This window comes from Streptococcus lutetiensis (assembly GCF_900475675.1).
Lineage (GTDB): Bacteria > Bacillota > Bacilli > Lactobacillales > Streptococcaceae > Streptococcus > Streptococcus lutetiensis.
In genome coordinates, this window is sequence record NZ_LS483403.1 from 1,682,272 (window position 1) to 1,702,162 (window position 19,891).

The window sequence follows — 19,891 nt, forward strand, 5'->3', positions numbered from 1 at the left end:
TGGTTTCAAAATCCAAGCCATTTAAAAAATTCATCTCCTAAAACATAAGGAGCATTTGATAAGACAGCAGCGATAATTTGAACTTTCTTTTTCATCCCAAAAGAATACGACTCTAACAGCTGATGCTTAGCTTCCTTCAAATCATATAATTTAAAGAAAGAATCAACCTTATCAAGGTCTGCATTTGGATAACGCGCCAAAACAAATTGAATGTATTCATTTCCTGTCATGTAATCCGGAAGATAAAAATCAGATGGAATGTAAAAGACTTGCTACTTGAAGGCATCAGATTGATTATGGTGACCGTCGATCCAAATCTCACCTTCACTCGGGCGTTTGAAACCAACGACACAATCTAGAAATATCGTCTTTCCACTGCCATTAATACCAACAATAACACTCACTTGTCTTTCAGGAAAAGTCACTGAAATATCATTTAAAACCAAGCGCTTATATGTTTTAGATAAGTGTTCAATCTTAATCATAAATTCCTTATTCTAACACCTTCTCTTAAAAATAAAGAGAAGAGCGATATTATTTAGTACAGTTAAATGTTACATGAATAACATCAGGAACACCTAACTTGATTCCGCCAGTAAAATTCCCTGATCGTGACGTACAATAAGCCGCATAACCAATGACTGCAATGACAGAAATAAGAGCGCAAACTGCCCAAACCCACTTAACAGTCACTTTTGAAGCATATTTAGCTTGCAAAGCAACCAAGTAGTTGTCCATAAGTCCTAACATAATCTTATGTTTTCCTTTCAACTTTTTAAAAATAAGAGGACAAAAAATGCCCATACAAATGACAAATCACTCTTATCTATCAGGTGTTCTTTTTCGAAAAATAATTACCGATAACGTAAACTATTTAAACAGATTACACCAACATCATATCATCCGAAAGTTAAGATTTCTGAAAATTGTATATTTGCTTAACAAAAAAAGTTTATTTGCGTATTTGCAAATAAACCGATTTTAATATTTTCGCTGATACAATGAAGACATAACATTAAGGAGGATACTACTAATGCTTAAACTAACCCTTAAACCATTACTTAAAAGAGTCGTTCTGGTACTTCCATTCTTTGTATATTACCCGTAAAACCCATTCAAAATAATCAATCAGCCCCAAGTAATAACATTCATCCCTTCCCCTGCCCTAAGAAATGTTGTTACTCACAAAACTTATGAATAATACGTAATATATAAAATTTGGAGGATACTTATTATGTTCACATTGAAAAAAACTGCTAAACAATTGACGAAGCTAATTCTAGTTGTGCCTATTTTTGCCGTAGGGGTATTTTTCCTAATTTAAATTAGAAGTTTCATCTTTTGGGGATTCAAAAATACTTTTTAATTGCATCTTTAAAAATGCAATTAAAGTCGGATTCCCAATTTCTTCAACACATTTTAAAAAGTATTCTAAATCAGAAAAATTACTTGAATCATTTTCTATGTGAGATATAATTTTTTTCAGAAATTTTAAACTAGTTATTGCAAACATGTCTTGATAAGTCAAAATTTTTTCTAGACATTCAATGAAATAGTTAGCCTGATAAATTTTTCGGTAACTAATTAATAATAAAATTAAGTTTAAAAAAACAATTTCTGCATTCTTCTTATGACTTGGAATAGATAAGAATACTTTATCCCTATCAACAAATGCTTTTCCCAAAAAAATTAAGTCTGACTCAGATAAAATTGACATAGTATTTCCAAAAATAAAAAGTTCATATTCTGTCCATTCTTCAATTTCATAAAGGTAAGATGTCAGGAAATTCTTCTCTTCTTCTGTTATCGTATATGTCGAATCAAGTGTATATATGTATGTTTTAATGATTAACGTTGTTAAGCGATTATAAACATCAAAAACCTCAGTCTCCATATCTGACTCCAATAAGCCACGTAACCCTTCAACATCTTGCTTATTGTATAGCTCTGCGGCTTTATTTACCAAATGATATAATTTTGGTTCTTGATAGTTGTTAATCGCGTGTCCAAATTCTGCGAAGGTCATGTGGATGCCTGAAATGGCGATTAAGAGTTTATCTGCGGCAAGCATAGATTGGCCATTTTCAAAACGTGAGAGTTGAGATACAGAGAGATTTTCTCGTGCAACGTCTTTTAGTTTCAAACCACGCGCGATTCGCAGTTCACGATAAAGTTCACCCAATTGCATTGATTTTTCGAGTTTCATACAGTCTCCTTTTTTGAATCTATGATTTTCAAATTCTCCCAGCAAGAAAGGTCTTTAGCTATTATCCCAAACAACTTAGAAAAATCATAGTCTATATTTCTATATTAAAAATCTAGGTATATTCTAGGCATACTAATGTTTATTGTATCACATTTTTAAAAAAGGAATAGCAAAAAACAAGAACTTGGTTAAATCAAGTTCTTGTTTCTAACGATTTTATCGGTAACGACTTACCAAATAATCACTCGATTTTCTGGTGCACGCCACATTGGGTCACCTGCTTTGATGTCAAATTCTTCATGGAAGTCATCAAAGTTTGGCAATGTGACATTGGTACGAAGTTTGGCTGGCGCGTGCACATCAATGCTTGCTAGCATTTGCATGTATTCATCACGTGCCTTCATGCGCCAAATGGTTGCAAAGTTGATAAAGAAATCTCGTGCTGAGAAATCGTCATCCTGTTTTGCTGCTTCAAGCGCACAAGCCACACCACCAAGGTCAGCCACATTTTCAGAGACTGTCAATTTACCATTGACCTTAGCGCCATAAGAATCTAGCCCCTCAAATTGTTCAACGATTTTATCAGTACGTTCCGTGAAGGCTGTGTAATCTGCTTCTGTCCACCAATTGTTTAGGCTACCATTTTCATCAAATGAAGCACCGTTGGTATCAAAAGCATGTGAGATTTCATGGGCGATAACCGCTCCAATCCCACCATAGTTAGCAGATGAACTTTGTTCCAAGCTATAAAATGGAGCTTGTAAGATAGCCGCTGGGAAGACGATTTGGTTTTGTTGTGGGTCATAATAAGCATTTACCATGTGAGCTGGCATGTGCCATTCACTACGATCAACAGGCTTGTTCCACTTGCTCCAGCTGTGTGCGATAGAAATTTTAGCAAGGTTACGTGCATTTTCAACGAGCGACAAAGACTCATCAATGATTTTCTTCGCATAAGTTTCTGGTAATTTTTCCGGATAACCAATATGAGGAGTGATGACATTTAATTTCACAATAGCCTTATCACGAGTTTCTTTGGCTAACCAATCTGCGGATGCTAGACGTTTCTTGTAAACATCAATCATCGTTGCAACCTTATGTTCTACGTCAGCTTTTGCTTTAGGTGAGAATTTTTGACCTGCATACCAAAGACCAAGAGCTTGGCTATACGCACCAGATGCTAGATAATAAGCTGCTTTCTTCTTATCCATGGCTTGTGGTGTTCCTGAAAGAGCACGACTGTAAGTCCCTGAAAGCACTCGAATCTCATCTGTCAAATAGCTGTTGTAGCTTGTCGCTGCTGAAACAATCAAATCTGCTTTAAGCAATTCCCAGTTCTTTTCAGAATAATATTCTGCCGCAAATTCTTTCCAAAAACGTTCTTCTGGAACAATGACTTTGTCAGGAATTTCCCCAAGAATTTGTGTGAAAATCCTATCCAAAGGAAGATCTGGTGCTAGTTTGGTAAAATCAGCCCAGTCATAAGGATGATAAAGCTTAACATACTCAGAAGATTCTTCACGTGACAAGATATATTTAGCTAATTTGGCATCAAGTTCGATGGTTTTATTCAGCAAATCTTTGATTTCTTCTGCTGAAAAATCAAATTTTGCTAGCAATTCTTCTTGCATCTGACGCCATGTCGCTAACAATTCTTTACCTTTATCGTTGTCTTCAGCGTAATAAGTTGTATCAGGCAAAATTGTTCCAGGTGCATCTGCCCACAAAACATTAAGCTGCGCATTCATGAAATCCGGCGCCACACCAAATGGAAATTCATTTGGTTTTCCAGCCATTTCAAAATCCGCAATTTGTCCGGCAAAATCTGCAAAAGAAGCCAATTTCTTATATTCTTCAATCAAAGGAAGAACTGGTGCTACACCAACAGCTTCACGTTTTTCATAATCTGATGTCATGCGGTGGAATTTAACAAAATTTTGCAAAATGCTATCGTCTGGAAGATTTTTACCAGCCAACCACTCATCTGTAGTTGCTAACATTAAGTCTTCAATCTCATCAGCTAAATCTGAAAAACCACCAGTACGCGGTTTATCATCAGGAATGACAGCTGTCTTTTCCCATTCGCCGTTGACGGCTTCATAAAAATCATCTTGGTATCGAGTCATAGGAATCTCCTTCTAATCTGTTAAGAATATTCTATCAAAAATTCAGAAGAATAACAGTTACAAGGATTTTCAAAGATAAAATATCCAAGCTCTGCTTTTATCGCCCAAACAAAAAATCCAAAAGCCAGCCTATCTCTAAGCCAACTTTTGGATAACTCACAACTTAGTATCGCAGTTTACGATAAACGGTAATCACCAACAAAAGCAAAATGAAGATAAAGATTGCTAAAATCGGTGCAACCAATAACGGTTCAACACGACTAGCCTCAGAAATCACACGCGCATTCTTAATTTTAATTGGAATACGGTGACCACGCACCAAGAGACGGTGACTATTAACACCATAAGGCGTACACGTTACCAAGGTTACATAATCTTGATTTGGGTCAATGGCTAGCGCTGAAACATCATCTGGCAAGACCGTCAGAATTTGGTCAACCTCATAAGTCAAGGTTTCATCTAAGACCTAAATCATGAAGGTATCACCATCAACCAAACGGTCGATGTCTGTAAAGAGCTTAGCCGATAGCAAACCACGGTGACCTGAAATCACAGCGTGTATTCCCTTGCTACCAACTGGTAAAGATGTTCCAGGAATATGCCCAACGGCTACCTGCAAAATCGCATCATCCGTACCATGGTAGATTGGCAAAGTCGTGTTAATCTTTGGAATTTTGACATAAGCTATAATTCCTGTACCAGTCACATCACTGGTTTAAATTCTTTACCGTCTTTGTAAAGTGTGAAGTCGGCACCTTTCAATTTATTACCATCTTGGTCAACTTTGTTAATAATTGTTTGGTAGGTGAAAACTTTTACAGTATCTTTTGGAGTTTTACCAGTATCTGTAAATTCTACATAGTAGTGATTATAATCATCAACATGTTTTTTTAGGTAATTCTGCTGTCAATTGGAATGGAACAGTATCACCCATATCATAATCAGCAGCATCTTGCCACTTAGAGTTTGAATTTTCTTTTATTTTCTTTTGAACAGTTGGAACGTCATTTTTAACTTCGACAGATTCTGCACCAGTTACTTGCAACATAAAACGAGTATAAGCTCCATTTTTACTATCTTGTGAGCCATCTTTATCTTTTACCAAGTAATAACCAGGGGCATCTACTGTAAGCTCAACTGTATCACTAGTACTTTCTTTAGATGTAGCTGCAGTTGCAAGATGTTTGCTAGCTTTCTTTGCGAAATCTTTTGCAGTTTCTGAGTCAAATGCTTGACCTGAAAGTTTTTCAGCAATTTTAGCAGCATCTGATTTACCGTCGTATGTGAAGCCATTTTCATTTACACCAGAACCCCAGTGAATATTTGAAAGTGTCGGTGTCTTTGCACCGTTTTCTTTATAGAGATCACCACCAAAAATTTGGTAAGCTTCATAAGTGTGATCTTTTGATACATTATTAATTGTAATAGTATAAGCGGATACTTTCACACCAACGAATGCGAAAAGCGTAGCAACAAAAGCTGCTAAGAATAGCTTAAATTTCTTCATTGTAAAATCCTTTTCCTTCTTTCTTTTTTTAAACAAAAACTAAATTGTGTAAACTCCAAAATTGAAGTCATAACCTAAATCCTTACAGTAGTGAATCAGACATCACCACCTTTACCAGGAACTCTATCATCAGGAGTCACCTCCTTTTTGATAATCTCTGTAAATTTTTAGGGTGATTAATCCTAGGGAGAGCAGTGCCAAGCTTGCACCAATCACATAGTGCATCTCCACACCACTACCACCAGTCTCAGGCAATTCATATTGCTTCTGAGCTTTATTTTTAATGGTAATCTGACCATCCTCAGCACCTATTTTCGTATCAGCCGGATTATCAGAGGTCTTATAACCATTTGAATAAACAGTATTATAGCCAGGAACAGACGATGTTTCTTTAACATAGTAAGTGTAACCCACTTTATTACCACAGTCGTCCTTACCAGAAACTGGTAAATTCTTATATGTTCACGTCCAGTTATCAGCATGGGTCAATACTTCACCAGCTTTATAAACAGATTCGAAAGAGTAACCACATTGATTTGTCGCTACCTGAATCACGTCATAAGTGATTGAACCATCCGTACGCTCAGTTTTAGTGCCGTTAGATTTTAACCATTCTTTTTTAACGGTTAAGTTCATTTGCTTGATCTTTTTATTTTCAACATAAATCGAAGCACTCGTCTTGGCTAAGTTTACAGCTCCATATACCTTTTTATAATAATCATCATAAGCATCACATTCATTTGGAGAATAGTAAAAATAATGCTTTTCTGGATTCTTAGGTAATTCATAACCAAGTGGCGCAGAGGTTTCTTTGAAATAATAGGCTTGATTATCTTCAAAATTTTCTTTTAGATAGATCCAACCTACTGTAATCCCTCCAAGAAACGGAACATAAACTTGATAACATTTACCTGCTTCCATCAGTGTTTTTGAAATCGAAATATGTCCATTTTCATCACTGACATATTCTCCGACCACTTCATCATTGCTATCATCACAATCACCATCAGCCTTACAAACTGTAAAAACCGCACCTTCAAGCCCTTTAGCATAGTTACTTGAATCAACTTTGTTGATAACATAGGCATGCTCAGTATCAATACCAGCATCAGTACCAATTCTTTGCCAAGCTACGGCGGTTGTCGTATCAGTAGAACCATCACTAACTCCTGATAAAGTTGTCGTATTCTTAGGCCAATAAGTAGCTATTAAATCTGGATTTTTCTTAATCAAAGTGTAATCATATTTCAGCTTATAAGCTATCTCATCTTTTAGATTAATGGTTAAAGTACTTGTTAAATTACCCCAACCATCATCTGTTGATGACACTTTCCAAGACCAATCACTAGAAGGAACTTCTTGATTGCTGTCAGCATAATAAAGCTTAACGGAAGCTTGGTTTAAAGCAAGAGATATGTCCGTCCCGTAAATACTCATGACATCTGTCAAGGTTAACTTATCAGTACCATCTACTAAATCCTCAGCTTCTGAGTTAATTGATAAACTGTAGTGCAAGATACGGTTGATGTTATCCCAGCTACCTGTCTTAGTAATTGGTTTGACAACTTGCTTGTCTTTACCAAAGGTAATGATTGGAGTTTGACTATCTGAACCGTAATCTTTATTACCGTCAACAAGAACAGAAACCGTATTAGTTAAAGTATCTGTTACTTTCTTACCTGCTTCAGGTAACTTATCGTAAGCTGTCGTGTAAGTTAACCAAAAATCATTGTTATGACCAATGCTTTGTTTAAGGGTTCTAACATCAGTTGTTGAGAAATTCAATGTGACAACATTATCACCTGAAATGCTCCCATCGACCTTCATGTTCGTAGCCCCCACTCATACTGACCAGTTATAGCTGAAATGCTATTACCAGAAATCGTTGCAGGTGTTTGACTGTAGTGACGACCAAAAACCAGACCGGTTAGGTGAATACCATTTGGTAAATTATCTGTTACCGTCATAGTCTTAGCATCATCACTCAAATTAACCTTAACTTTCCAAGTAACAACACCATCCGTGCTAGTTTTCTTAGTAGTTGCATGATTTTCATCACCGTCCATTTTGATAACATTTGAATTATCAGTATGGTGATACTTAGCTTGGCTGGAATGGTCAGCAGAACTAATCGTATTCCAGAAATCAATATTAGCATTGCCATTTAGCTTAGCCGTTGACTAATATTGCAGAACAATATTTTTACTTGATTTGAAATCATCCGTTAGAATAAAGTGATACTTTTTTAGATTTTGTTTCCTAGTTCTAATTTTCTTAATATTTAGTCCCTAATCATTGTTAGGAAAGCTAACGATGATAAATATCTAAAGTCAAATATCGTTATTTTCGTAGGATTGATGTAGCTTAATTTTTTTCTTTATGTTACAATGCTAAGATGATTAGGTATAATTTTTGGTCTTTTCAGAAATATTACATCATTCAAGTAGAGGATTGTTTATGACAAATTTATCAAAAAAACACCAACAAGTTTTAGAAACTAAACAACGTTTATCAAAAGCACTTTATCTACTGATTACTGAACGACATTATGACAAAATCACTATCTATCAAATCTTAGACAGGGCCACTATCTCACGTCGAACATTTTATCGCTACTTTAATGATAAAGCAGACTTAATGGATTTCTGTCTAGAAAACTTTGTCAAAGGATACTACCTTCAACGCGATAACTTTATCGTGGCAAAAAAACCTGAAGATGTATTCTTAGTTACTTTGAATTTTATGTATAAAAACAAAGCCTTTATTTCATCACTTGTTGAAAGTGGTCACTTTGCACTACTTACAGAAAAATTCAATCAAAAATCTGCTCAAATTTACAAAAACATTAACCTGCCATGGTGTGTTGATGATACCGTAGATAGCAACATCGATTACATTTCCAAAGGTTTATTCGGTGCTTATCTTAACATTCTACAATTTTGGCTAAGTAAAGATGAGCCTGAAGAACCTGAACTCATTGCAAAAAACTTATCCCTTCTTTTTAATTCTATCCCTAGTTACTTCAATGCCCCTTCAGAAGAACATACGAAGATAAGAAATAAAAGATAGGGATATTTATTTTCTGAAATTTTCGTAATCATGCCTATAACCACCTTTCTTGACACCTTTTTACTATAAAGTTGACAAGAATTCAATGCTTAGTTAGCTAAACAATCAATAATAGTCTTAACTTATCCACAGATTAAAAGGAAATCGTTCAGTAAAACTTGCTTGATAAACCCAGTCTTTATTTTGTGTTCCCGCTGATAATAGCTTTCCTTTGGAAATCTAAAATAGATAAAAGTCGGTAAATTGACCGTTACCAGCTTTTTTGCATGAAAATTTCACCTTATTTAAGCTTTTTTTATTAGAAATAGAAAAATAGCTTGAAAATTCGCTTATTTTTACACAATTTACACAGAGTTATTCACAAGTTGTGTATAAGTGTGGTTATATACTGGGGATAACTTGTGTATAAACTAATAAGAAATGCCTTTATATCAATCTTTGAGAGCTATCCAAATTTTTGGAAAACTTACTGTTAATAACTTCAATTTTTAGCTTATTTTGGACAAAAAAAGGAGCCGATTCTTGAAAATCAGCTTCTTTTTCCACATTTATAGTAAGTCTTCACGACTAACTTGTTCAAATTTTTGATCACCATCATTTAATTTATCCCAAATCACAACTTTTCCGGCTTTCAAAGACTTTTGAACATCAATAATACGTTGGTTAGATGACCCACGGAATTGTAGCATCAAGTTTTTCTTAGTGATATCAAAGCGACCATCTACCAAAATATCAATTAGGCTTAGCATTTCTAGTTTATCTGGTGTTTCTTGCATCATTTCTTCCCAAGTATATCCAGTCCAAGACCAAATATCTTTTTCAGGAAGTTCTCGGCGCACGCGCTTAATTAATGGTAAGAGAAATCCTGTGTTTAAGAAAGGTTCACCGCCAAGAAGCGTCAAGCCTTGAACATAGGGCTGCGCCAAGTCAGCCATAATTTGCTCTTCTAACTCTTTCGTGTAAGGTTGCCCTGCCTTAAATGACCAAGTCGCAGCATTATAACACCCTTTACAGTGGAACATACAACCTGACACATAAAGGGAGTTACGTACCCCTTCACCATCAACAAAGTTATAGGCTTTATAATCGATAACGCGACCTTGACTTAATTCTTCTGACCTCCATTCACCAGGCTTGGGAGTATTCCAATTTTTTTCTTCCATCCTAGCCTTCCTTCTATCTTTTTATTTCTATTTATACTGATTAATCAGTCTCCAAGCTTATCCAGTAACGCTCAACAGCATCTAAAACATCTTCAAGCTGGCCACCATTGGCTAATATTACCTTATGGCTACCTTCATTGTCATCATGACATGTGACCAAAGCTTTAGTGATGTTTTTCTTCTTCGCTTCTAACAAACCTAAGCGTAGCTGTTCTTTAGCATATCCTTTACGACGTTCAGATGGACGGATAGAATACCCAATATGTCCACCTTGCTTCAAAAGATTCTCATTTAAACGTAAGCGCAAATGCAAAAATCCTAAAGCCCTACCATCATCAGAAAAAGATACAAACTGAACAGCTGGAACAAAGTTTTCAGGCACATTAATCCCCATCTCACTCAGGCGATTGCTTTCAAGCCAATCCTCGTAATCAAAGTTATCCACATCCCAGAAACCACCATCGTGGGCAGACTGGCTCATTTCAAACTCTTTCATCATCTCAATAACGGCTGCTTTATCTGATAATTCAGGTCTTCGTAATTGCATAAGCTTACCTCTTATTTACTTTTTTTCTTCGCTTTTTCCAAAAATTGTGCTTTCAATTCATTGACACGCGCTTTTTTATTACCTTTAGCAGTTGAATGTTTTTCATGAAAACGCTCGACTTGTTGCATGCCTTTATAATCTAATTGGTATTTTCCCACGATTTTTTCCTTTCTTCAAGTTTTTTATCAATATAATAAAGAAGCTGGGACAAGCGTCTCCAGCTTCAATATGTCATGAAACTGTCTAAACCATAATTATTGGTTAACGAGTCTTATTAACAACTCTTATCTTTGTGCATATGGTAGTCGCCAGGGTTTTTAATTGTTGATCCATTCATGTGTTTAACACGAGCAGAAATTTCTTTGTGACGACCATTAACCATTGGACGAGCTTGAGGGTTACCAAGGTATCCACAAGTACGTTTAACAACATCTACTGATTTTGGATCGCTGTTACCACAGTTTGGACAAACAAATCCACGTTCTGTTGGTGTGAAGTCTCCTTCAAAACCACATTTATAACAACGGTCGATTGGTGTATTTGTACCAAGGTATCCGACACGTGTATAAGCATAATCCCAAACAGCTTCTAGAGCTTTTGGATTTTGTTGAAGAACTGGATATTCACAATAATGAATGAATCCACCAGTTGCACCAGCTTCTGGGTAAACTTTTTCAAAGTCCAATTTTTCAAATGGTGTTGGGTTCTTACGTACATCATAGTGGAATGAGTTTGTGTAATATTCTTTATCTGTAATATCTTTAACAATACCAAATTTCTTAGTATCAAGACGACAGAAGCGGTCTGTCAAACTTTCAGATGGTGTTGAATAGATTGAGAAGTGATAATCGTATTCGTCTGACCATTTAACACAGTAATCTTTCATCTTACGGATAATGTCAACTGTGAATTCTTTAGCTTCTGGGTTAGTTTCCCATTCTGGTCCGAAGAAGACTGTACCGACTTCGTAAAGACCGATGTAACCAAGTGATACTGTGGCACGACGGTGACGGAAAAGTTCATCAACGTTATCGTATTTACCAAGACGTTTACCAAAAGCACCATATTGGTAAAGGATTGGAGCATTTGCTGGAGTAGCTTCTTTAACGCGTTCAACACGGTAAACAAGCGCATCTTTACAAATTCCCATACGTTCGTTGAAAAGTTCCCAGAATTTATCCATATCACCATGCGATTCCATAGCAATACGTGGAAGGTTAACTGTAACAACTCCAAGGTTCATACGGCCTGAGTTCACTTCAACACCATTTTCATCTTTCCATCCTTGAAGAAATGAACGACATCCCATTGGTGCTTTGAATGAACCAGTCAATTCAACAATTTTATCGTATGAAAGCACATCTGGATACATACGTTTTGTTGCGCATTCCAAAGCTAATTGTTTGATATCGTAGTTTGGTGTGCCTTCTTCAAGGTTAAGACTACTCTTCAATGTGAAGATAAGTTTAGGGAAGATAGCTGTACGGTGTTCGCTACCAAGACCTTGGATACGAATTTTAAGAATAGCTTTTTGAATTTCACGTTCAAACCAGTTTGTACCAAGACCAAAACCAAGTGATGTAAATGGTGTTTGTCCATTTGATGTGAACAAAGTATTAATTTCATATTCAAGACTTTGCATTGCATCGTAGATATCTTTTTTCGTTTTTGTGCGTGCGTAGTCTTCGCGGCGGTCTTCAGCAACCCATTCTTCAGCATCTTTTAAGTGCTTTTTGTAGTTGAGTTCAGCATATGGTGCCAAGAATTCATCGATACGGTCTGCTGTACAACCACCGTATTGACTTGACGCAACGTTAGCGATGATTTGTGAAATTTGTGCTGTTGCTGTTTGGATTGATTTTGGACTTTCAACTTCAGCATTACCAATCTTAAAGCCGTTACCCAACATTCCCTTGAAGTCAATCAAACAACAGTTTGTCATTGGAGTATATGGGCTGTAATCAAGATCGTGGAAATGAATATCACCTTTTTGGTGAGCATTAGCAACGTGAGCTGGCAACATTTTAAGACCGATTGATTTACCAACGATACCTGCAGTCAAGTCACGTTGTGTATTGAAGACTTCACTGTCCTTGTTAGCGTTTTCATTAACGACAGTTTGATCTTTGTTCAAAAGTTTATCAATCGAAAAGTTGATATCTGTCGCTTGAGAGCGTGCAAAATCGCGTTTTGTACGATAATTAATATATTCTTGAGCAATTGCATATTCATTAGCTTCTAAAAGTTCATGCTCAACGATATTTTGAATTTCATAAATTTTGACGTTGTCTTTGAAGCGATCAAAAATTTCAGCGATGATATTATCTGAAATAGTTTCCAATTTTGCTTCAACAACCGGTGACATTTTTGTCACATTATTGCTTGCTTTAACCAAAGCATTATAAATTTTATCTGAATCAAAGTTTACAGAACGTCCATCGCGTTTGATAACTTTTACAGTAGGTTGTGCAGCAATTTTTTCTTTTTCTAATGTAATCATATGAACACTCCTTCTTACTCGTCTATTATAACACGGGACAAAAAAAAATCAATATCTTGTGGCAGCTTTTTTTGTTGACCACAAGATATTGCGTTTTTCTTTATTTTTTATGATAGATGGTAAATCCTGTAATACCGCCGATTTGGACCTCTTCATAGTTAGAAGAAAAATTATTTTTAAGTGAATCAGAAATTTTTTGGTCCTTATTGACCACAATATATGACCCCATATTTTGTAGCAATTCATCTTCTAAAACTTTTTCATTAGCAGATTTAGCGGTATTCACAACTGGAGATGTAAATTGTGAACTACTTGCTAGTTTACTATTGATTCCAATTTTAGATGAGTCGTCCCAAACGTAAACAGTATCATCTTTTGTCGTATTTTTGGCAAGATAAGTTGCAATGATACCACGTTCACTATTGGCATTAGCAGATAAAACAGTGTGCACCAAAGGCTGCCCAACACCAAAGACAAGCACTAAAATTGGCAAATAGAAGTGACGTTTAAGATATAAACCAAAAATTCCAGCATTGTCTGATGCTTTTCTGCGACGGTGTGATATTTTAGTCAAACTACGTTGATATTGTTCACCCAAAACGATAGCAGTCAACACCAAACCAAAAGGCAGTGCTGCCAATAAGTTATAGAATTGATAACTTTGTGTAAATAAATCAATCGCAAAGAAGACGATAAAGACTAGTAAAATAAGCCATTTAGCTACCTTGTCTTCACCTTTGACAACTTTTCCAAATGACACCGCACCAAGTAAAAGCCCTGATGCCAAAGCCAATACAAGTTGGAACAACAATGTCAAAATCAAATTACCATCACTTACTGCAAAATTAGTAAATTGGTAAACAATAGCTTGTGTAATATAAGGTGACAATACCTGCGCATTCAAGATAAAGTATCCAGCTGTGTAAAAGACTAAAATAGTACCGAAAATGATACACAACAATTGGTAAAAACCACGCGCAAAATGTCTTTGTTTCAAATTAAAGACAATAATTGTTAGGAAAGAAAGCGCCCAGAACACCAAAGTACGTGGTTCTAGAAGCATAGCTGCAGCGCCCGCAAATCCATATAAAATAAAAGCTTCATCCTTGATAATATCAGCAAAATATTTTGTTAAGAACCACAATGAGACCATAACAAAAGGCATTGCAAATTGGATAGGATACAAACCACCAAAACCAAGGGCAACATTAAGTAGATAAAAAGCCCCACTAAATGCCACTGCCACACGTTGGCTGTTGGTGAAATAGTTAACCAATTTATAGAAATAGGTTCCTGATAAATAGAAAGTAACGATTTGAATTGGAACCAACCACAACGTTGAACCAAGGTAATAAGCCAAGGCAATCACTGCATAGTACAAGAAACCACCTGTCGCAAACATATCTGTAAATGGAAGATGTCCTTGTGTAAACATTAATCCAATATAAAGATTTTGTGATTGTAGGCTATTTGCCATGTCTGTACACATTGGCACGGCTACTGATAAGCAGCTCACCAAAACACTCAATAACAAAATATAAAGTTTATGAGGTTGAGGTACTTTTGTTCGTCTAGAAGGTTCTAGATGACTGCTAACTTCACCGATTTTACGAGATGAACGACTGTATGATGACACAGCGGTCTGATCTACATTTGCTTGTTCTGATGTATTCACTTATTCTCTCCTTGAATTGTCATACTCTAAGTATAACAAAAACTAATCATTAGTCAATTTACTAAGGATAGTACAGTAAGCTAAAAGTTCCCTAAAACGGTGATGGCAATTGGATTGGTAGCGTTTTAGGAAATCCTTTTCTTCTTTACTTAAACGACTATTTTTGTCCATAAAATAACCTCCTTTATTTTACTTATTCGTAAAATAAAAAAAGCCACTTTTGGGCTTCCTTAGTAGAGAGTTCAATACTAACAAAAAAGAGGCTAGGAATACTTCTAACCTCTCATCGTACAAACTTAGTCTTCATCCAAGAAGCTGTTGAAGACTTCTTCAATCATATCCCATTCAGCATCTGAATCTTCAGGGATTGGTTGAAGGTCACCTTCAGTACCATCTTCATTTTCAGTGAATGAGTAAGCTTGAATTTCAATTTGACCTTGTTCATCTTCTTCAGCACCTGCTGGTATCAAAAGAACATAGTTTTTACCGAATTCTTCGCGACCGTCGATTGTCAAAAGAATTTCAAAAAGAGTTTCATTACCTTGTTCGTCCACAAGTGTAATAACTTCATGTTCGTGATCATGGTTATAATCATGGTTATGGTTATGTGCCATAATATTCTCCTTTAAATGAGTTAATGATTAGATTAAAACATTCTATCTAAATAATTTTGCAAAATAAGCTGTGCAGCTAATTTGTCGATAACTTTTTTACGTTTACCACGACTAACGTCAGCCTGTTCTACTAACATACGTTCTGCTTGAACAGTTGTTAAACGTTCATCTTGATAATCCACAGGAATATTGAAAAGTTCTTTAATTTGATCACCGTAAGCCCTACTTGCTTCTACACGAGGTCCTTCAGTATAGTTCATATTCTTAGGTAAACCAACCACAAACTTATCAACTTTATACTGTTTAACTAACTCTCCAAGTCTTCCAAAGCCAAACTCGCCAGCTTCTTCATCAATTTTAATAATTTCTACGCCTTGTGCTGTAAAGCCAAGTGGGTCACTAATTGCCACACCAACAGTCTTCGAGCCGACATCTAGTCCCATGATTCTCATTTCAAATCGATTCCATTTCCTTTGAGATAATAGCGGACAAGCTCTTCAACAATTTCGTCACGTTCGTATTTACGAATCTGATTTCTAGCATCATTGTAACGAGGCACATAAGCAGGGTCACCACTTAGAACATAACCTACAATCTGATTAATTGGGTTATAACCTTTTTCATCAAGAGAGCGATAAACCGTTGTTAAAGTTTCACTAATTTCTTTCTTGTTGCTATCGTCTAAATTAAAGCGTACAGTTTCATCTGTAAATCCCATACTTACACCTTCTTTCTAAATAGCTGTCACCAATTATTATAGCTTATTCACTAAGATTTAACAAGAATCTGACTTTATTTAACCAAAGTTTATTCAGATTCTTAATCATTTTTAGCAAAAGTGGTCAGAAAAGCTGACATAAAGAGAATGTAAACTTTTTCATTTTTACACTTTTTAAGCTTTATTTCATACTAATTAAGAGTTAAAAAAAGACACCTAAAGGCATCTTTTCTACTATATAATATATTACAAAGCTGCGCGAAGACGAGCTTCAGCATTTTCCACATTACGAATTGAGCGTGGCAAGAAAGCACGGATATCATCCTCTTTATAACCAACTTGAAGACGTTTATCGTCAATCAAAATTGGGCTTTTTAGGATACGTGGATTAGCTTGGATAAGGTCGATAACCTCACTTAAACTTAATTCCTCAATATCGCAGTCAAGTGCTTTTGCATAACGGTTTTTAGATGAAACAATACTTTCAATACCGTTTTCTGTTTTTGTTAATATCGCTAAGATTTCTTCTCGTGATAGTGGTTCTTTTCCTAAATTCTGTTCTTTATAAGGGAGCTGATGAGCGTTGAGCCATGTTTTGGCTTTCTTACAGCTTGTACAACTTGAAATTGTGTAAATTTTAATCATATGCACTCTCACTTTCTATCCCATGATAGTTGTATTATAGCACACATACATAATGGAGCACATGGGACCTAAGACCTATTTTTTTCGAAAAGTCAATTAAAAAGAGTTATTTTTTTGCAAAAATTAACGACTTTTGAGCCACAAATAACCAAAAAAGCCTGAAACACATCGTTTCAAGCTTTAAAGTGCTTTCAAAATTATTCTTCAATTTCAATCGTATCATCCAAATCAAGAATAACTTCATCTACATTTTCAGTAGTTGCTGCTGATTCTTCAGAAAGTTTTGCTGCTTTTTCATCTTCAGTTTCTTCAACAAGTCCATAATGAACACGAACTTTGTGGTCGATTTCATCAAAGATTTCTGGGTGATCTGCCAAATATTTCTTAGCATTTTCAGAACCTTGACCAATCTTCTCACCATTGTAAGAGAACCAAGCACCAGCTTTTTTAATGATATCCAAGTCACTAGCGATTTTAATCAATTCACCAGTACGCGAAATTCCTTCACCATACATGATTTCCACTTCTGCAGTTTTAAATGGTGGAGCGACTTTATTTTTAACAACTTTGATCTTAGTTTCTTTACCAATGTTGCTATCTTTTTGGTCACCAGTACCTTTAATTTGTGTGTTTCCACGCACATCTAAACGAACTGAAGAGTAGAACTTAAGGGCACGACCACCAGGTGTAGTTTCTGGGTTACCAAACATAACACCAACTTTTTCACGCAACTGGTTGATAAAGATAGCAATTGTTTTTGTTTTATTGATAGATGCTGATAACTTGCGCATAGCTTGACTCATCATACGAGCTTGCAAACCAACGTGGTTATCACCAATATCACCATCGATTTCGGCACGTGGAACAAGGGCGGCAACAGAGTCGACAACAACAAGGTCAACAGCACCTGAATCGATCAATTTTCCAGCGATTTCAAGACCTTGTTCTCCTGAGTCAGGTTGTGACAAAAGAAGTTCATCAATATTAACACCAAGGGCCGCTGCATAAGCTGGGTCAAGGGCGTGTTCAGCATCGATAAAGGCTGCGATACCGCCTTCTTTTTGGGCTTGTGCTACAGCATGAAGGGCAACCGTTGTTTTACCTGAACTTTCAGGACCGTAGATTTCAATGATACGCCCTTTAGGGTAACCACCTGCACCAAGAGCGATATCAAGAGCCAAACTACCTGAGCTCATCACTTGAACTTTTTGTTCAGCGCGTTCACCAAGGCGCATAACAGCTCCCTTACCAAAATCTTTTTCAATTAGTTTCAAAGCATCATCAAGTGCTTTTTTACGCTCATCACCGAATTTCTTCGTGATAGCTTCTGTTTTCTTTGTCTTTTTAGCCAAATTTTTCCCTTTCTGTTTGTTCAAACTAGCTCTATTATAGCAGAATTTAATCCTGTAATAAAGCTTGACGTACCAAGTTAAAAGCATACAAACATGCAATATGACGCACGTCTGAACGTCTTCGTCCACCTATGAGAACACGAATAGAATGAACTTTTTCTCTAGTAGCAATACCAATGAAAACTGTTCCTGCTGGGTGACCTTCTAAGCTATCTGGTCCTGCAACTCCTGTCAATCCAATCCCAAAATCAGCATCTGTTAACTTGCGAGATTGCTCAGCCATTTTCTCAGCTGTAAAGTGACTAACAACCCCGTGTTCTTGCAACTTTTCTAATGGAATCTGAAGCATTTTTGATTTTTCTTCAATGCTATAAGTCACAAAACCACCATTAAAGACTGATGAAGAGCCTGAGAAGTCTGCAATACTTGATTGAAACAGCCCTGCTGTTAAACTTTCTGCAGCTGTAATGGTCTTGTGTTTTTTCTTAAGCAAATCAAAAACAACACGCGCCATACTATTGTCATCACCGTAACCATAAAGCAAATTCTCAAGCGGAATGCTATTTAAAGTCTTCTTAGAAAGAATTTTTTGCTCTAGCTGGTCTAGTTTTTCCTTAGCTGATTCAATGTCGTCTGCTTTCGTTGACAAACGCAGCGTTACTTCACCTGTCTTAGCATATGGCGCAATGGTTGGATCAGTTTGGTTGTCAATCAAATCTGATAAAACAGTTACCAGTTGGCTTTCTCCAATGCCAAAGAAACGCAAAACACGTGAATAAAGTTGCTTATGGTCGCTAGATAACAAAGGCACTAAATAATCCCAGACCATGGGCTTAAGCTCACTTGGTGGGCCAGGAAGAACAACATAAGTGACGCCGTCAACTTCAATCACTCCACCTACAGCCAAACCAGTGCTATTTTGCAAAGGAGTTGAACCTTCAATCAGTTGAGCTTGGCGTTCATTGTTAGCTGTTCTTGTAAATTGAGGACGTGTCGCAAAGAACTCATTTAGACGTTTACTTGCCTGTTCATCAAAGACCAGGTTACGCCCTAAATATTTTGCTAAGGTTTGCTTTGTCAAATCATCCTCAGTTGGTCCTAAACCACCACAGAGAACAACTAAATCGCTACGCTTATTTGCCAAATCAATGATAGACAAAAGACGCTCTTCATTGTCCCCAACAGCTGTTTGGAAAAAAACATCAATCCCTAACTTGGCAAATTCTTCAGATAAAAATTGCGCATTGGTATTTGTGATTTGTCCTGTTAAAATCTCTGTTCCTACAGCGATAATCTCAGCTTTCATAATTGCCACCTACTTATCTATTCGTAATTTAGTTTTATTCTATCAAAAAATACTGAAAATTAATGACTTTTTGCAAAAAATGACAGCCTAACTACAGAAAAAGGCTGTCAATAATCTTTACAAGCTTGTCAATTTCTTTTTATCTTAAAAAAGAAAAAGCTAACCAAGGTTGAAGCCGCTAAAAAAGTCGTTCTAAGGACATAAATATTGATACCGATGAATTGATAAAGGATACCACCTAAACTACTCCCAATTAGAAGCCCAATGATTTCCAAACGATTGCTAAGCGCCAAAAATCATTGAAGGTCACTTTCACGATGAGCCAGTTTTAATTGGTTAATAATATAAGCATCAAGAGTTCCACTATCCAGAGCGGCAGCTATCCCATAACAAAACCAAGCACCAAAAATCATGTAAAAGTTATAGCTGAAAAGCACAATCAAAAACATGACAATCAAAAATA

Annotated in this window: 23 protein-coding genes and 1 pseudogene; 1 reads left to right on the top strand and 23 read right to left on the bottom strand. The window is 36.2% G+C overall.

All coding sequences use genetic code 11. The features are described from left to right. Window positions 1–5: 5 nt before the first annotated feature. From DQN23_RS09470 to DQN23_RS08480, 10 genes and pseudogenes are all read right to left on the bottom strand, one after another. Window positions 6–230, bottom strand: a complete 225-nt coding sequence (locus DQN23_RS09470; protein WP_228380497.1) for a P-loop NTPase family protein — start codon at window positions 228–230, stop codon at window positions 6–8. 42 nt (window positions 231–272) lie between these two features. Beyond that, window positions 273–485 (bottom strand): ATP-binding cassette domain-containing protein, encoded by a 213-nt coding sequence (locus DQN23_RS09475; protein ID WP_228380498.1) that lies wholly within the window; start codon window positions 483–485, stop codon window positions 273–275. A gap of 49 nt (window positions 486–534) precedes the next feature. Further along, window positions 535–750, bottom strand: coding sequence for a hypothetical protein (locus DQN23_RS08445; protein ID WP_043895140.1), 216 nt, complete (start codon window positions 748–750; stop codon window positions 535–537). A gap of 565 nt (window positions 751–1,315) precedes the next feature. Continuing rightward, on the bottom strand, window positions 1,316–2,206 hold the full coding sequence (locus DQN23_RS08450; protein ID WP_111713032.1) for a helix-turn-helix domain-containing protein: 891 nt from the start codon (window positions 2,204–2,206) through the stop codon (window positions 1,316–1,318). A gap of 230 nt (window positions 2,207–2,436) precedes the next feature. Continuing rightward, window positions 2,437–4,332 (bottom strand): M13 family metallopeptidase, encoded by a 1,896-nt coding sequence (locus DQN23_RS08455; protein ID WP_058814318.1) that lies wholly within the window; start codon window positions 4,330–4,332, stop codon window positions 2,437–2,439. A 163-nt stretch (window positions 4,333–4,495) separates the two neighbouring features. Next, window positions 4,496–5,041 (bottom strand): annotated as a pseudogene (locus DQN23_RS08460) (class C sortase); the annotation flags it as partial. Between the two features lie 168 nt (window positions 5,042–5,209). Beyond that, window positions 5,210–5,839 (bottom strand): hypothetical protein, encoded by a 630-nt coding sequence (locus DQN23_RS08465; RefSeq protein ID WP_111699131.1) that lies wholly within the window; start codon window positions 5,837–5,839, stop codon window positions 5,210–5,212. A gap of 129 nt (window positions 5,840–5,968) precedes the next feature. After that, window positions 5,969–6,253 (bottom strand): hypothetical protein, encoded by a 285-nt coding sequence (locus DQN23_RS08470; RefSeq protein WP_020917583.1) that lies wholly within the window; start codon window positions 6,251–6,253, stop codon window positions 5,969–5,971. Between the two features lie 48 nt (window positions 6,254–6,301). Further along, entirely contained in the window at window positions 6,302–7,666 is a 1,365-nt protein-coding gene (locus DQN23_RS08475; RefSeq protein WP_111713033.1) for a SpaA isopeptide-forming pilin-related protein, read from the bottom strand. Further along, the gene (locus tag DQN23_RS08480) at window positions 7,663–7,905 is read right to left on the bottom strand and encodes a hypothetical protein (RefSeq protein ID WP_111699135.1); all 243 of its coding nucleotides are present in this window, start codon (window positions 7,903–7,905) and stop codon (window positions 7,663–7,665) included. The genes DQN23_RS08475 and DQN23_RS08480 overlap by 4 nt, the downstream gene beginning before the upstream one ends. 391 nt (window positions 7,906–8,296) lie before the next feature. On the opposite strand from DQN23_RS08480, the gene DQN23_RS08485 reads away from it, so the two are divergent. Next, the gene (locus tag DQN23_RS08485; RefSeq protein ID WP_020917586.1) at window positions 8,297–8,908 is read left to right on the top strand and encodes a TetR/AcrR family transcriptional regulator; all 612 of its coding nucleotides are present in this window, start codon (window positions 8,297–8,299) and stop codon (window positions 8,906–8,908) included. Window positions 8,909–9,456: 548 nt separating this feature from the next. Here the strand turns inward: DQN23_RS08485 and nrdG are convergent. The 13 genes from nrdG to DQN23_RS09480 form a co-directional block, all read right to left on the bottom strand. Beyond that, window positions 9,457–10,071: an anaerobic ribonucleoside-triphosphate reductase activating protein gene (gene nrdG, locus DQN23_RS08490; RefSeq protein WP_020917588.1), complete on the bottom strand. Its 615-nt coding sequence runs from the start codon at window positions 10,069–10,071 to the stop codon at window positions 9,457–9,459. Between the two features lie 40 nt (window positions 10,072–10,111). After that, window positions 10,112–10,618: a GNAT family N-acetyltransferase gene (locus tag DQN23_RS08495; protein WP_020917589.1), complete on the bottom strand. Its 507-nt coding sequence runs from the start codon at window positions 10,616–10,618 to the stop codon at window positions 10,112–10,114. Window positions 10,619–10,629: 11 nt separating this feature from the next. Continuing rightward, entirely contained in the window at window positions 10,630–10,776 is a 147-nt protein-coding gene (locus DQN23_RS09110) for a hypothetical protein (RefSeq protein ID WP_006531408.1), read from the bottom strand. A gap of 116 nt (window positions 10,777–10,892) precedes the next feature. Then, window positions 10,893–13,118: an anaerobic ribonucleoside-triphosphate reductase gene (nrdD, locus tag DQN23_RS08500; RefSeq protein ID WP_058832874.1), complete on the bottom strand. Its 2,226-nt coding sequence runs from the start codon at window positions 13,116–13,118 to the stop codon at window positions 10,893–10,895. A gap of 100 nt (window positions 13,119–13,218) precedes the next feature. Beyond that, window positions 13,219–14,793, bottom strand: a complete 1,575-nt coding sequence (locus DQN23_RS08505; RefSeq protein ID WP_111713034.1) for a glycosyltransferase family protein — start codon at window positions 14,791–14,793, stop codon at window positions 13,219–13,221. 42 nt (window positions 14,794–14,835) lie between these two features. Further along, on the bottom strand, window positions 14,836–14,964 hold the full coding sequence (locus tag DQN23_RS09545; RefSeq protein WP_260665378.1) for a hypothetical protein: 129 nt from the start codon (window positions 14,962–14,964) through the stop codon (window positions 14,836–14,838). A 125-nt stretch (window positions 14,965–15,089) separates the two neighbouring features. After that, a complete protein-coding gene (locus DQN23_RS08510; RefSeq protein WP_111713035.1) occupies window positions 15,090–15,407 on the bottom strand; it encodes a DUF1292 domain-containing protein in 318 nt (105 codons plus the stop codon). A gap of 32 nt (window positions 15,408–15,439) precedes the next feature. Next, window positions 15,440–15,859: a Holliday junction resolvase RuvX gene (gene ruvX, locus DQN23_RS08515; RefSeq protein WP_111713036.1), complete on the bottom strand. Its 420-nt coding sequence runs from the start codon at window positions 15,857–15,859 to the stop codon at window positions 15,440–15,442. Further along, window positions 15,856–16,125, bottom strand: coding sequence for an IreB family regulatory phosphoprotein (locus DQN23_RS08520; protein WP_003066890.1), 270 nt, complete (start codon window positions 16,123–16,125; stop codon window positions 15,856–15,858). Before DQN23_RS08520 ends, ruvX begins: the two co-directional genes overlap by 4 nt. 246 nt (window positions 16,126–16,371) lie before the next feature. Next, complete coding sequence (gene spx, locus DQN23_RS08525) at window positions 16,372–16,770, bottom strand: transcriptional regulator Spx (RefSeq protein WP_004233512.1); 399 nt, start codon at window positions 16,768–16,770, stop codon at window positions 16,372–16,374. 197 nt (window positions 16,771–16,967) lie between these two features. Continuing rightward, window positions 16,968–18,122: a recombinase RecA gene (gene recA / locus DQN23_RS08530; protein WP_020917594.1), complete on the bottom strand. Its 1,155-nt coding sequence runs from the start codon at window positions 18,120–18,122 to the stop codon at window positions 16,968–16,970. A gap of 46 nt (window positions 18,123–18,168) precedes the next feature. After that, on the bottom strand, window positions 18,169–19,428 hold the full coding sequence (locus DQN23_RS08535; protein ID WP_111713037.1) for a competence/damage-inducible protein A: 1,260 nt from the start codon (window positions 19,426–19,428) through the stop codon (window positions 18,169–18,171). A 296-nt stretch (window positions 19,429–19,724) separates the two neighbouring features. Then, window positions 19,725–19,877, bottom strand: a complete 153-nt coding sequence (locus tag DQN23_RS09480; protein ID WP_233422881.1) for a hypothetical protein — start codon at window positions 19,875–19,877, stop codon at window positions 19,725–19,727. Between the last annotated feature and the right edge of the window lie 14 nt (window positions 19,878–19,891).

Coding starts and splice junctions, on each gene's coding strand:
- DQN23_RS09470 (WP_228380497.1), bottom strand. CDS start 230: ATGACAGGAAATGAATACATTCAATTTGTTTTGGCGCGTTATCCAAAT.
- DQN23_RS09475 (WP_228380498.1), bottom strand. CDS start 485: ATGATTAAGATTGAACACTTATCTAAAACATATAAGCGCTTGGTTTTA.
- DQN23_RS08445 (WP_043895140.1), bottom strand. CDS start 750: ATGTTAGGACTTATGGACAACTACTTGGTTGCTTTGCAAGCTAAATAT.
- DQN23_RS08450 (WP_111713032.1), bottom strand. CDS start 2,206: ATGAAACTCGAAAAATCAATGCAATTGGGTGAACTTTATCGTGAACTG.
- DQN23_RS08455 (WP_058814318.1), bottom strand. CDS start 4,332: ATGACTCGATACCAAGATGATTTTTATGAAGCCGTCAACGGCGAATGG.
- DQN23_RS08465 (WP_111699131.1), bottom strand. CDS start 5,839: ATGAAGAAATTTAAGCTATTCTTAGCAGCTTTTGTTGCTACGCTTTTC.
- DQN23_RS08475 (WP_111713033.1), bottom strand. CDS start 7,666: ATGAAGGTCGATGGGAGCATTTCAGGTGATAATGTTGTCACATTGAAT.
- DQN23_RS08480 (WP_111699135.1), bottom strand. CDS start 7,905: ATGGACGGTGATGAAAATCATGCAACTACTAAGAAAACTAGCACGGAT.
- DQN23_RS08485 (WP_020917586.1), top strand. CDS start 8,297: ATGACAAATTTATCAAAAAAACACCAACAAGTTTTAGAAACTAAACAA.
- nrdG (WP_020917588.1), bottom strand. CDS start 10,071: ATGGAAGAAAAAAATTGGAATACTCCCAAGCCTGGTGAATGGAGGTCA.
- DQN23_RS08495 (WP_020917589.1), bottom strand. CDS start 10,618: ATGCAATTACGAAGACCTGAATTATCAGATAAAGCAGCCGTTATTGAG.
- nrdD (WP_058832874.1), bottom strand. CDS start 13,118: ATGATTACATTAGAAAAAGAAAAAATTGCTGCACAACCTACTGTAAAA.
- DQN23_RS09545 (WP_260665378.1), bottom strand. CDS start 14,964: ATGGACAAAAATAGTCGTTTAAGTAAAGAAGAAAAGGATTTCCTAAAA.
- DQN23_RS08510 (WP_111713035.1), bottom strand. CDS start 15,407: ATGGCACATAACCATAACCATGATTATAACCATGATCACGAACATGAA.
- ruvX (WP_111713036.1), bottom strand. CDS start 15,859: ATGAGAATCATGGGACTAGATGTCGGCTCGAAGACTGTTGGTGTGGCA.
- DQN23_RS08520 (WP_003066890.1), bottom strand. CDS start 16,125: ATGGGATTTACAGATGAAACTGTACGCTTTAATTTAGACGATAGCAAC.
- spx (WP_004233512.1), bottom strand. CDS start 16,770: ATGATTAAAATTTACACAATTTCAAGTTGTACAAGCTGTAAGAAAGCC.
- DQN23_RS08535 (WP_111713037.1), bottom strand. CDS start 19,428: ATGAAAGCTGAGATTATCGCTGTAGGAACAGAGATTTTAACAGGACAA.
- DQN23_RS09480 (WP_233422881.1), bottom strand. CDS start 19,877: ATGTTTTTGATTGTGCTTTTCAGCTATAACTTTTACATGATTTTTGGT.